The sequence below is a fragment of the Polynucleobacter sp. TUM22923 genome (assembly GCF_030295705.1).
Lineage (GTDB): Bacteria > Pseudomonadota > Gammaproteobacteria > Burkholderiales > Burkholderiaceae > Polynucleobacter.
Genome location: NZ_AP027274.1, coordinates 1,172,823 through 1,185,621, shown reverse-complemented (window position 1 = coordinate 1,185,621; position 12,799 = coordinate 1,172,823). Strand labels below are relative to the sequence as shown.

At 44.6% G+C, this 12,799-nt stretch carries 12 protein-coding genes and 2 pseudogenes; 12 read left to right on the top strand and 2 right to left on the bottom strand.

Translation table 11 applies throughout. The annotated features are described in order from the left end of the window. Nucleotides 1-15: 15 nt before the first annotated feature. Entirely contained in the window at nt 16-735 is a 720-nt protein-coding gene (locus QUD86_RS06000; protein WP_286295876.1) for a sulfite exporter TauE/SafE family protein, read from the top strand. 67 nt (nt 736-802) lie between these two features. Here QUD86_RS06000 and QUD86_RS05995 read toward each other — a convergent pair whose 3' ends face one another. Beyond that, nucleotides 803-1,789 (bottom strand): Bug family tripartite tricarboxylate transporter substrate binding protein, encoded by a 987-nt coding sequence (locus QUD86_RS05995; RefSeq protein ID WP_286295873.1) that lies wholly within the window; start codon nt 1,787-1,789, stop codon nt 803-805. Nucleotides 1,790-2,067: 278 nt separating this feature from the next. Here QUD86_RS05995 and QUD86_RS05990 point away from each other — a divergent pair, with 278 nt between their 5' ends. From QUD86_RS05990 to QUD86_RS05950, 9 genes and pseudogenes are all read left to right on the top strand, one after another. Beyond that, on the top strand, nt 2,068-3,075 hold the full coding sequence (locus tag QUD86_RS05990) for an Ldh family oxidoreductase (protein WP_286295871.1): 1,008 nt from the start codon (nt 2,068-2,070) through the stop codon (nt 3,073-3,075). A 33-nt stretch (nt 3,076-3,108) separates the two neighbouring features. Next, a complete protein-coding gene (locus tag QUD86_RS05985; RefSeq protein ID WP_286295869.1) occupies nt 3,109-3,390 on the top strand; it encodes a flagellar biosynthesis protein FlgA in 282 nt (93 codons plus the stop codon). 39 nt (nt 3,391-3,429) lie between these two features. Continuing rightward, a complete protein-coding gene (locus QUD86_RS05980; RefSeq protein WP_286295866.1) occupies nt 3,430-4,602 on the top strand; it encodes a UxaA family hydrolase in 1,173 nt (390 codons plus the stop codon). Between the two features lie 8 nt (nt 4,603-4,610). Next, nucleotides 4,611-5,330: a GntR family transcriptional regulator gene (locus QUD86_RS05975; RefSeq protein ID WP_286295864.1), complete on the top strand. Its 720-nt coding sequence runs from the start codon at nt 4,611-4,613 to the stop codon at nt 5,328-5,330. Further along, on the top strand, nt 5,331-6,329 hold the full coding sequence (locus tag QUD86_RS05970; protein WP_286295862.1) for a YeiH family protein: 999 nt from the start codon (nt 5,331-5,333) through the stop codon (nt 6,327-6,329). Nucleotides 6,330-6,523: 194 nt separating this feature from the next. Then, a pseudogene (locus tag QUD86_RS05965) lies at nt 6,524-7,478 on the top strand (IS30 family transposase). 18 nt (nt 7,479-7,496) lie between these two features. Further along, the gene (gene ppc, locus QUD86_RS05960; protein ID WP_286295860.1) at nt 7,497-10,292 is read left to right on the top strand and encodes a phosphoenolpyruvate carboxylase; all 2,796 of its coding nucleotides are present in this window, start codon (nt 7,497-7,499) and stop codon (nt 10,290-10,292) included. A gap of 342 nt (nt 10,293-10,634) precedes the next feature. After that, nucleotides 10,635-10,781: a hypothetical protein gene (locus tag QUD86_RS05955; RefSeq protein ID WP_286295859.1), complete on the top strand. Its 147-nt coding sequence runs from the start codon at nt 10,635-10,637 to the stop codon at nt 10,779-10,781. A gap of 15 nt (nt 10,782-10,796) precedes the next feature. Further along, a pseudogene (locus tag QUD86_RS05950) lies at nt 10,797-11,006 on the top strand (aldehyde dehydrogenase family protein); the annotation flags it as partial. 44 nt (nt 11,007-11,050) lie between these two features. Here QUD86_RS05950 and QUD86_RS05945 read toward each other — a convergent pair. Beyond that, nucleotides 11,051-11,827: a ferredoxin--NADP reductase gene (locus tag QUD86_RS05945; protein WP_286295858.1), complete on the bottom strand. Its 777-nt coding sequence runs from the start codon at nt 11,825-11,827 to the stop codon at nt 11,051-11,053. Nucleotides 11,828-11,978: 151 nt separating this feature from the next. On the opposite strand from QUD86_RS05945, the gene QUD86_RS05940 reads away from it, so the two are divergent. Beyond that, the gene (locus QUD86_RS05940) at nt 11,979-12,251 is read left to right on the top strand and encodes a hypothetical protein (RefSeq protein WP_286295857.1); all 273 of its coding nucleotides are present in this window, start codon (nt 11,979-11,981) and stop codon (nt 12,249-12,251) included. A 40-nt stretch (nt 12,252-12,291) separates the two neighbouring features. Beyond that, nucleotides 12,292-12,777 (top strand): methyltransferase family protein, encoded by a 486-nt coding sequence (locus tag QUD86_RS05935; RefSeq protein ID WP_286295856.1) that lies wholly within the window; start codon nt 12,292-12,294, stop codon nt 12,775-12,777. Nucleotides 12,778-12,799: the final 22 nt, after the last annotated feature.

Sequence of the window (12,799 nt, the reverse complement as noted above, 5' to 3'; positions counted from 1 at the left end):
CCAGTCTCATTTGCATTGACCGTATTAGTGATGTTTTGCGCCTTTTTTATCTTTGGTGTTTCAGGATTTGGATCATCTATCGTAGCGGTGCCTTTGCTGGTACTAATGTACCCCCTCAAGGTGGTGGTTCCTGTGATGGTGCTGGTGGATATTTGCGCTTCGCTGTATGTTGGCCGCAAGTCTTCCAGTGATGTCAATATGCCGGAGCTGAAATGGCTATTTCCATTTAGCTTAATCGGAATGGTGCTGGGTATTTTTCTTTTAGTGAGCGCTCCTAGTGAGCCGCTACTGTTGATCTTGGGGGTATTCGCTGCAATGAATGGCCTCAGGGTATTGCTTCAGCGCCATACTGAACTTCGGGAGCCTATTAATAGGTGGTGGGCCGCACCTTTTGGATTCTTTGGAGGAGTCTTTACGGCAATATTTGCCACTGGGGGTCCTATTTATGTCTCTTATTTCGCTTTGCGCATTAGCGATCCCAGAGCTTTGCGTGCAACGATGGCATTTACTCTCTTTATCCTGACTTTTTTACGTTTATCTTTGATGTTGGCTACGGGACTGATACTGAGCTGGCCTGTGCTTGGCCTTGCTTTATGTTTAATGCCAATTACTTTTTTGGGGATTTGGATCGGCACCCATGTGCATACAAAACTAACTAATGCCTCAATGCGTATTGCGTATGGAAGTATCTTGGTTTTTGCTGGGGTGATCTTACTAATAAGGCAAATTACATAATCATCTGCTATCGGATCAATAAAAAAGCGAGGATAAATCCTCGCTTTTTTATTGATGAAACAGACTCTTATTGAGCGCTGATGTTACGACCTTTAATGACCTTTTCCCAGTTAGCTGACTCAGCTTTGATTTGCGCATCAAAGTCTTTTTGTGAGTTCACTATTGGAGTGAGACCATTTAGGTCCAAACTCTTTTTCATTGCTTCAGAATTCACAGCCTTTACCGTTGCCTCATAGATCTTATTAGTAATTACTGTGGGTGTATTCGCGGGTGCTAACAAACCAAACCAACCGGTGCTTTCAAATCCAGGTACGCCACTTTCTGCAACAGTTGGCACATCAGGTAGTTGTTTAACGCGCTTGGCACTAGTAACGGCGATAGGCTTAATCTGGCCCGCTTTTGCAAATCCAGTTGCGGCTGTTAAGTTACCAACCATAAAATCAATTTGACCGGCTACTAAATCATTGATGGCTGCGGATTCTCCTTTATAAGGAACATGAGTCGCAGGAATATTTGTTGAATAGATTAGATTCTCACCCGCCATGTGTACTTGGCTACCAATTCCTGCGGAACCGAAATTCAAATCCTTGATCTTTGCATAGGTAACAAATTCATTCAGAGTTTTGACCGGTATTTTTGTGCTCACAGATAGCAGCATCGGACCACTAGCAACGTTGGTGATGTTGACAAAGTCCTTGCTGTAATTTACCGGTAATTTTTTATAGAGGTAGGGATTTACTGTCAGCATGCTGCCGGATGCAAGCATGATGGTGTAACCGTCTGCAGCTGATTGCGCTACAAACTCAGCAGCAATATTGCCGCCAGCTCCACCTTTATTTTCTACGATGACATTTTGACCTAAATCTTTTGTCAGTTGCTGCGCTAACAGTCTTCCTAAAATGTCAGTAGTGCCGCCAGCTGCGAATGGGATGACCAGTTTAATAGGCTTTGTAGGCCATGATTGGGCATTGGCTAATTGGGGCATAGCCAATGTGAGTGCGCTAGCTATTAAAAATAAACGTCTGCTGAACTTATCTTTTTTCATCGTAAACATCGGTTGACCTCCAGTGGTGATTTGATTTGTTATTTTTTTGTCTGTACATTCAAAACTATGCTTCTTTGCTACTGAGTATTTATATTATTTTGTTACTGACTACTGTCTCCTCCAACTCTTGAATAGCGCCACTTTATTTTCATTGCGCTGCACAATTAATTGGGTCTTGCATGATATCTAAATCATCTATATGATTTACACATGTCAATAATTTTGCACTCTGAAAGCGCCCTTCGTCAAGTCATTAAAACCCGTAGTTTTTTACTAGGGGTTTGTGCGTGAATCTTTCGTATTCTGAGATGGTGTCCTTAGCCAAGTCTGGCCTCAAGGCTGCGGGTATCGAAGCTCGGGCAGCGCATCAAACAGCTAAATTTCTTGCTTTGGCCGAGTTGGATGGCTTGGCTTCACACGGCATGGCCAGAGTCTCTCAATATGCTGCACATGCAAAAAATGGCCGTATTGAGTTGGCACCCAAAACTAAGGTAACGGCATTCAAATTATCTGCAGCCTTGGTCGATGCGGCGGATGGTTTGGCGTTCCCATCACTTCGTTTAGCTACTGACCTGTCGGTGAATCTTGCGTCTAAAACGGGTATTGGATTGGTAGCAGTAAAAAATAGCCATCACTTTGGGGTGGCGGGTCATTATGTTGAGGCCGCTGCTCGTGCAGGCTATATCTCTTTGTTGTTTGGCAATACACCAGCTGCCATGCCAATGGTTGGTGGTACTAAGGCGATATTTGGGACTAATCCGATTGCAGCTGCCTTTCCGAATGGCGATACCAATCCCTTAGTGATTGATATGTCTTTATCAGCGGTAGCCCGTGGAAAATTATTGGTTGCCGCTAAAAATGACGAACGTATACCTGAGGGTTGGGCATTGACTATAGATGGCAAGCCAACGACGGATCCACAGGAAGGCCTCAAAGGCTTAATGTTGCCATTAGGTGGTGATAAGGGTGCTTTGCTCGCTTTGATTGTTGAATTACTGGTGGTGGGTTTATCTGGAAGTCGATTTTCTTATGAGGCAGATTCTTTCTTTGATGCCAAAGGAAATCGTCCTCGTATTGGCCAGCTTTTAGTCACAGTCGATCCAGGTTTAGCGGGCCCCCAAGTATTTGCTGGTCGGATGCAGTCCTTTCTAGAGGAGATGGCGGTAGATTCTGGCATCCGTCTTCCGGGGCAGCGCCGTTTTCAGCAGCGTGAAAAAGGCTTGAAAAATGGTGTGATGGTTTCAGATGTAGTTGTAGAGGAAATTCAGGCTGGCATTCGTCAGCTATGGACTTAGTAGTTTAAAAACAAGATCAATAAGGAGAAGGTAATGATCCATTTTGTCGTGCATGAGCCAGGAGATGGCGTAGGCGTTATCGTAGTTGAGGGCGTAAAAGCCGGCACTGATTTAACTGGTTGGGTAATGGATGGTGACCTGACTTTAAATATTAAATCGGAAAGCGACATTCCAATTGGTCATAAAATTTCATTGAATGACCTCAAGACCGGTGACACAGTCATGAAATACGGTGTTGATATTGGCAAGGTAGTAGCTCCAATTAAAAAAGGCGAGCACCTTCATGTCCAAAACGTAAAAACGAAGCGCTGGTAATCCAGTCTCTTACACCCCATTCATTCAGAAAGATAAAAAATGACTAATTTGAAAGACGCAACCTTTTTAGGTTACCGCCGCGAAAATGGCCGCATGGGCATTCGCAACCACGTATTGATTTTGCCTTTAGATGACTTATCGAATGCTGCTTGTGAAGCTGTTGCAAATAACATCAAGGGCGGCATGGCAATTCCTCACTCCTATGGACGCTTGCAGTTTGGAGCAGACTTGGATCTACACTTCCGTACTTTGATTGGTACAGGTTCTAATCCTAACGTTGCCGCAGTAGTGGTAATTGGTATTGAGCCACAGTGGACAAAAATCGTTGTAGACGGTATCAAAGCATCTGGTAAACCTGTTGAAGGTTTCTGGATTGAAGGCAATGGAGATACAGCAACCATCGCAGCAGCCAGTAAAGCCGCTTACAGTATGGTGAAACATGCTTCCAAGCAGAAGCGTGTATCTGCCCCATTATCTGAGTTGTGGGTATCCACTAAGTGCGGAGAATCAGACACTACTTCAGGTTGCGGTGCAAACCCAACAGTTGGCGATGCGTTTGATAAGTTGTACGAAATTGGTTCTACATTAGTGTTTGGTGAGACTACTGAATTAACTGGTGGCGAGCATTTAGTTGAAGCCCGTTGCCGTACTCCAGAGGTTAAGAAGAAGTTTCGCGAAATGTTTGATCGCTACCAAGATGTGATTGAGCGTCATAAGACAAGCGATCTTTCGGATTCACAGCCAACTAAGGGAAATATTGCTGGTGGCTTGACAACGATTGAAGAAAAAGCGCTTGGTAATATCCAAAAAATTGGCAAGAAATGTATTGTTGACAGCGTTTTGGATAAAGGCGAAGAGCCAAAAATTCCAGGTCTGCACTTTATGGACTCTTCTTCAGCTGCTGCTGAAATGGTTACTTTGTGTGCCGCTGCTGGTTTTACAGCACACTTTTTCCCAACGGGACAGGGCAACGTCATTGGCAATGCGATTCTTCCAGTAATTAAGATTTGCGCAAATCCAAAAACAGTTCGCACTATGGGTGAGCACATTGACGTTGACGTATCTGGTATTTTGCGTCGCGAAGAAAATATGGATCAAGCAGGCGATAAGTTGTTGGATTGCCTCAAGCGAACCGCTGATGGTGAACTGACTGCTTCTGAGATTCTGGGTCATCGTGAATTTGTATTAACCCGTTTGTACGAATCAGCATAAGGTTTAGTATGAAAACCCTGACCGCCTATCAAGAGGTAAAGCAAAAAATTACTGAGGATTTGGTCAGGGGTCGATATCCCATGGGGCAGGCTTTGCCTGCTGAAAAGGATTTGTCGAAAGAATTGGATGTATCAATAGGTACCCTGCGTAAAGCAGTGGATGAGCTGGTAGCAGAAAATATTGTTGTCCGCCGCCAAGGTAGGGGCACCTATGTTGTTGAGCATGATCTAAAAAGGTTGTTGTATTACTTTTTTCATGTGGTGAAAAATGATGCAGAAAAAAAAGTCTACCCAAAGGTAGAGCTAATATCCCTGAATAGCGCTATTGCTAATAAGGAAGAGGCTAGTAAATTGCAGATTAAAGAAGGCTCTCCAGTTTGGAGGGTGACTAATCGCCTTTCATTGGAGGGGCAATGCGTCATGATTGATCAAATTACTCTGGATAAGAAGAGGTTTGAAGGCCTCAATCGGACTGATTTTATCAATCGCAAGGGCAGCATCTACCAGATGTACCAAATGGAGTTTGGCCAGTCTGTTGTGCGCAGTAGTGAGCGTTTACGAGCCGGGCTTGCTGGTAAACAGCATGCTGAGTGGCTTGGATTAGATTCAGACGCCCCAGTATTGGTTATTCGTCGAGTAGCCCTAGGTATTCAGGATGAGCCATTAGAGTGGCGGGTATCTACTCTCGATACTTCCAGCCATGAATATTTCAACGAGATAGTAGCTTAGATGCACTTGATCAAAGAGGCCCAGAAAAATATTCCTGGGCTACTAGTCTGTTTAGTCATCGCGATGTCTACCAGTTTTCTATCTGAGAATTATGGTGGACCGCAATTGTTGTACGCCTTATTAATTGGCCTATCTTTGCATTTTCTCTATCTGAATGACAAAGTAAAACCAGGAATTGATTTTTGTGCCAAAACCATCTTACGCTTAGGTGTTGCTTTTTTGGGCATTCGGATTACTTTTGCTGATATTGGGGCGATTGGATTAAATACCGGATTGATGGTGATCTTTGCAGTTGTTGCTACGGTCACTCTGGGTTTTTTATTGGCTAAACTGTTGAAGCTTTCGCCGGACTGTGGTTTGATCGCGGGCGGATCTGTCGGAATTTGCGGGGCATCAGCGGCTTTGGCTGTAGCATCCGTACTACCTAAAACAAAAGAAAACGAGCGCTTTACTTTATTAGTAGTGGTTGGGGTGACTGTACTATCGACCATTGCGATGGTGATCTATCCCTTTGTTTTGCAAATGTTAAATGTAAGCCCCTTGTTGGCAGGCATTTTTCTTGGTGCCACTATTCATGATGTGGCGCAAGTCGTTGCAGCTGGCATGTTATTTGGCCCAGAGGCGGGTGACGTTGCTACGGTAGTAAAGCTATTCCGGGTTGCCTTATTGCTGCCAGTTGTACTTTTTATCTCTATATTCTTTGGCGCGGAAAAATCCTCTGCACGCATAGGATGGAGTAGCTTACGACTGATACCCACTTTCCTGATCGGATTTGTGGCTTTATCTATTGTGGCCTCTATGCAAATCTTGCCATCCTCTGTAACGCATTCTATCGGGGACTTATCTCGCTGGATGTTAGTCATTGCCATTGCAGCAGTGGGCTTAAAGAGTAATTTTCAGGAGCTGGCTAAGCTTGGCTGGCAGCCCGTTGTCATGCTAGTGGTGGAGACCCTCTTCATTGCTAGCATTGGCTTGATCTTCATCATGATTATTGCGTAGTCACTATTGCATAATCAATTGTGATGTTGGGCTTATCAAGATCTAGAGTAATACTAGCGAAGACGTGATATCACTTAACAATTCGCATTTACTAAAGGTGAATTCAACTACGAAGTGCAACTTTGATCAATTAGAGCTAGTGGCTAAGGATATTTTAGTATCCATAGTTTCTAGACCTGCAAGTCAAAGTAGCCATGACCTATCAACACCTTAGCCAAGAAGAACGATATCAGATTTATATCCTCATGAAAGACGGAAAAACCCAAAGCCAGATCGCCCAGCTCATGAATCGACATAAGTCGACCATTGGCCGAGAGCTATCTCGCAATACCGGAGGCAGAGGATATCGACCGAGACAAGCCTGTTTATTAGCAGAGGAACGCTCCCTAGGCTCTCGTAATGCTACCCAAATCACCCCAGCTGATTGGGATCAAACGGTAGAGTACCTACAAGACCAATGGAGCCCTGAGCAAATCGCAGATGTTGTAGGGATTAGCCATGAGACCATCTATCGCCATGTTTATGCTGATAAAGCCGCTGGTGGCACTCTTTACCAGCAGTTACGCTGTCAAAAGAAACGTAAAAAGCGCTATGCCAGTGGCCGGGATCGACGAGGCCAGATCGTAGGCAGAAGGCCGATTAGTGAGCGCCCAGAGCATATTGAAGCCAGATCTCAAGTCGGTCACTGGGAAGGCGATACCGTGATTGGGGCAGCGCACAAACAAGCTATTGTGACCTTAGTGGAGCGCAAGAGTGGTTATGCTGTTCTAGCCAAAGTACCCAATAAAACTTCGACCCTGGTAGGTAACGCCATTATTGAAGGACTGGCCCCCTATCAAGCTAAGGTCAAAACACTAACTTATGACAACGGAAAGGAATTTGCCGAGCACGCCCGGATTGATACAGCACTGCAATCCACCACCTACTTTGCTGATCCTTTTGCCAGTTGGCAACGCGGTTCTAATGAAAACTTCAATGGCTTACTAAGGCAATACATCCCCAAAAAAGAGGCCTTTATCCACCGTAACTGATGAGGAGCTTAGAATGATTGAAAGCAAGCTTAATAACCGACCTCGTAAGAGGTTGGGATTTAAAACCCCCAATGAAGTGTTTATGCAGTCCTTAAACCGTGTTGCACTTCGTGTTTGAATCTACGAAATATATTAGATGATTAAATCGAAAAATACAGAATTACCTTTAGTGGAAGACATTCGTCTGCTGGGTAAAATTCTAGGCGATATAGTGCGTGAGCTAGAGGGTGATACTTGCTACGGACTGGTAGAGCGGGTGAGGAAATTATCTATCTCTTTTCATCGCGATGCCAATCAAAAGGCCAATCAAGAGCTCACTAAATTACTCAAAGGGCTCGATAGTGACAGCGCTATGAAGGTGCTCAGAGCTTTTACTTACTTCAGTCATTTAGCAAACTTGGCTGAGGATAGACATCACATTCGTTGCCGTGTAGCCAATGAACGGTCAGGCAATCATCAGGATGGCAGTATTCCTGTTGCCATGAAGAAGCTGCATGCTGCGGGCGTGACGAACAAGGTGATCTCAAAGACCTTAGAACGGAGTTTGATCTCGCCAGTACTTACTGCACATCCAACAGAAGTGCAAAGAACTAGTATCTTGGAAGCTGAGCGTGATATTGCCAATTTACTGACAAAGCGCGATCAAATCAGAGAATCATCCAGAGCGAATAAGCCAGAGAAAGATGCGCTACTGAATACGGAGCTTAAGGCGAACGAAGAGCAAATACGTGCTCGCGTATTACAACTTTGGTATACCCGTCTATTGCGGGTTACTAAGCTCACTGTTGCTGATGAAATTGAAAACGCACTGACGTACTATAAAACTACCTTTTTAAAAGAAATTCCGAAAATTTATGCGCAGTTAGAAGATTGCCTTGCGGGAAACCCCGTTGCTAGCTTTCTAAAAATGGGCCAATGGATTGGGGGTGATCGTGACGGTAACCCCAACGTAAGTGCAAAGACGCTCGAATACGCTGTTTCGAGGCAGGCTGAAATGGTATTGCAGCATTATTTAACAGAAGTGCATCACTTGGGGAGGGAATTATCAGTCTCGGCCTTGCTTTTAAAGTTCCCAAAAAAAATGCAAGAGCTGGCTGCAGTTTCCCAAGATACTAATGAGCACCATCAAGATGAGCCCTATCGTAGAGCGCTCACCGGTATTTATTCAAGACTTGCCGCGACGCTGACAGCGCTTACTGGATTGGATCCCGCTTATCAAGCAGTGACCCCTCGGAGTCCTTACACCTCCGCACAAGAATTCCTTTCAGACCTGAAGACAATAGAGGCCTCTCTGGTTTCTCAAGGCGCCAAGGTGTTATCGGATAGACGTCTGCGGGGCTTGATTAGATCTGTTGAGGTTTTTGGATTTCACCTTGCTACGATTGATTTACGACAAAGCTCAGATAGGCATGAGGCTGTACTTGCCGAGCTATTAAATGTAGGGGCGATTGAAAAAAATTACTCTGGTCTTACTGAAGAAGAAAAACGTGAGCTTTTACTGTCTTTATTAAAAGATCCGCGGCCATTGCGCGTGATGGGTAATCAATATTCTGACTTTACAATTTCAGAGATTGCGATTTTCGAAATGGCTAAAAAAACGCGAGAGCTATTTGGCAATGAGACTATTCGACATTACATCATTAGCCATACAGAAACGGTTAGCGATCTATTGGAGGTGTTGTTGCTTCAAAAAGAAGTGGGGCTAATGCACAATACTTTAGGTAAAAAAGCATCGGCTGATTTGATTGTGGTTCCCTTGTTTGAAACAATAGAAGACTTACGTAATGCGGCCCCTATCATGCAGGCGTTTTATGCTTTGCCTGGCATCCTGGATTTGGTCAAGCGATCTGGCGCTGAGCAAGACATTATGTTGGGGTACTCAGATTCCAATAAGGATGGCGGTATTGTTGCCAGTAACTGGGAGCTCTATTGTGCCGAGCTCGCACTTGTTAGCGTAATGGAGCCCTTAGAACATCAGCATGGGGTGCAATTACGATTATTTCATGGCAGAGGTGGCACAGTTGGTCGCGGTGGTGGTCCAAGCTATGAGGCTATTCTGGCACAGCCGCCGGGTACAGTGCGGGGTCAAATTCGCTTGACTGAGCAGGGTGAAGTAATTGGATCAAAGTACGCTAATCCTGAGATTGGTAGGCGTAACTTAGAGACTTTAGTGGCAGCAACTTTAGAGGCTACTTTGTTAAAGCCTGCTAAACCAGCAAGCGATGCGTTCTTAGGTGCTGCAGCCCGGTTATCTCAAGATAGTATGAGCGCTTATCGCAAACTGGTTTACGGCACCCCTGGATTTGCAGAGTATTTTTTTGATGCGACACCGATTCGAGAGATTGCAAAGCTGAATATTGGTTCCCGCCCTTCTAGTCGTAAGGCTGGTCAAAAGCTTGAAGATCTGCGCGCAATCCCGTGGGGATTTAGTTGGGGGCAGTGTCGATTAACGCTGCCGGGTTGGTATGGCTTTGGCTCGGCTATTCAGGACTTTTTAAGTCAGGGCAAACCTGCAGAGCAAAAAGTAGCCCTACATCTTTTGAAAAAAATGTATCAGGAGTGGCCGTTTTTTAGAACTCTGCTCTCAAATATGGATATGGCCTTGGCTAAAAGTGATTTAGCCCTAGCATCTCGCTATAGCGAGCTTGTTCCTGATCTGGTGTTGCGTAAAAAAATATTTAGCGCAATTAAGGCGGAGTGGATGAAGACGGTAGATGCTCTTAACTTGGTTACCGGTGAGAAGGTACGATTAGCAAATAATCCAGATTTAGCTAGATCTATTAGAAATCGCTTCCCTTATATTGATCCACTGCATCATTTACAAATTGAGCTGGTACGACGTTATCGCGCAGGTAAGCATGATGAGCGTGTACAACGGGCTATTCATATCTCTATTAATGGCATTGCTACTGGATTGCGAAATACTGGTTAATGCGACTGATGCCAATGAATTGATTCCCCTTAAGAAATATCAGATCTACGCACGGCAGGCTTTGTTATTGTATTTTGGCGTATAGCTGGAATTTCCCATCCGAATATGGAGCAAAAAAACGAGAGCACCTAAGATCCACTTGGGTGCTCATTGTTACTAGCTCAATGATGAAATCTATAGTGAATCCCTTAAGCAGTAATGGCGATTAAGAATTTCTTTTTTCTTCAATCTGAAAATAATTCATTAACTATAGTTAAATTTTATTTCACACATCAAAGAAACTATGGCTACTTCTGCTTTTTTCGCGCGTTAAGACCACCCACCCTTCTTCATGGCGAAGCCTTGATTGATGGGAAGTGGGTTGGTGGTGCCAGCTGCGTTCCGGTAAATAATCCAGCCACAGGTGAAGCGCTTGCCCACGTAGCTAATTTAGGTAGTCTTGAAGCCGAAGCGGCGATTGCGGCAGCTGATCGGGCGTTGCCTGCTTAGCGATCCTTAACCGCAAAAGAGCGCTCCATTCTCTTGCTCCGTTGGTTTGACTTAATTGTGGATGCCTCTGATGACTTGGCTCTGATCATGACGCTAGAGCAAGGGAAGCTCTTAGCTGAAGCAAAAGCAGAGGTAGCTTATGGCGCATCTTTTTTGGAAGGTGGCATTGATAACAATTCATCAAGTACCGCTTATATCTGCAAGGACTATAAAGATATAACTTAATTACTTTTAGCTATATTAGGTAAGGCGCGTGAGGACAAGGGATGCTATTTTTCTACAAAAGCGCGTTCGAAGACGTAATCACCCAGTTGCCCTAAGCTCGGCGAAACTTTGAAGCCCTTTGCGTCTAACATCTCAGCCGTTTCTTTGAGCATGGAGGGACTGCCGCAAATCATGGCACGATCTACTGCTGGATCTAGGGGAGGTAAGCCAATATCCTTAAACAGTTGACCAGATTCGATGGCTGTAGTTAAGCGGCCCGTATGCGTAAATGCCTCTCGAGTTACTGTTGGATAGTAGATGAGCTTTTCACGGATGAGTTCGCCAAGATACTCGTCTTGCGAGAGTTCATTTTTGATGTAATCAGCATAGGCCAACTCGCTGACTAAACGTACCCCATGAATCAGTACTACCTTATCAAACTTTTCATAGGTATCGGGATCACGAATGATGCTCATAAATGGCGCTAAGCCAGTGCCCGTGCTGAAGAGATAAAGATGTTTTCCGGGATTTAAATCATCGATCACGAGAGTGCCAACCGATTTTTCACTGACCAAAATAGGATCACCCACTTGAATCTTTTGGAGGCGCGAGGTGAGGGGGCCATTCTGAACCTTGATGCTCAAAAACTCTAAATGTTCTTCATAATTTGGGCTGGCTACGCTGTAAGCGCGAACCAGGGGTTTGCCTTCTACTTCAAGACCAATCATCAGAAAATGCCCACTACGAAAGCGTAAGCCCTTATTTCTGGTGGTAGTGAAGCTAAAAAGGGTGTCGTTCCAATGATTTACAGTAAGAACGGTTTCTGAGTGATAGGCTGCCATAGGTAATGATCGGTAATGTCAAAAATCTAATTATCCTCATTCTTGGTAGATTTCTATAGACATAAAAGGATTGAGCTTATAAAAAAGGAGTCTTTTACAGGGAGGCTTTCGTTCCCTATGATAGGTGTACAAGCTTATTTAAGGAATTTTGATGACCACCAAGCCTTCTCCCCAAAAACACCTCTTTTTGACTATAGCCCAACTATTTCTGGGTTTAGCGCTGATTAGCCTGTCTACTCATCTGGCTTTAGACGGTGAAAGGTACTTAGCCGCGCTTAATGCAGGCGGCCTGAACGAATATCATGCTTTTGGCCTGTTGGTATGCTTAAGCTTCTTCTCTGGGATCTTCTTGATTGCTCAGCACGTCTTGTCGCAAGGTGGTTCGAACTTTGGCGAAAGCTTCGATAGTGCGCTGCTTTATTAAAACAAGCTAGACTGGGGCCTTCTCTTTCGGAGTGGCGTAGATGAGTGCAATGGGTTCTAAATCCATATTTGAGCGAGGCGCCTGGTATGTGATCATTCAGGCCGTGTTGATTGGCTTGATACTTTTTGGCCCCCGTGGGTCTGAGTTAGTCGAAAACCCAACCGCCTTGTTATCCCTTTATTCCATCGGTATAGCAGTCGGACTGCTCTCACTAGTACTTATGTTGGTTTCATTCATCAATTTAGGTAAGAACTTCACTCCATTTCCTCGCCCTAAGGACGATGCTCAATTTATTCAGTTTGGTTTGTATCGCTTTGTTCGGCATCCGATGTATTTTGGGGTGATCTTAGCTGCTATCGCTTGGCTTTGCTTATTTCCGAATCTCTGCATCTTGGCATATGCTATCGGATTGGTAGGTTTATTCGATGTGAAGGCGAGGCGAGAAGAGCTTTGGCTGGTAGAGCGCTTCCCAGCCTACGGTGACTATCAATCGTGCACTAAAAAATTAATCCCTTACCTTTATTAAAATAATTTCTAGCGACAGGAGT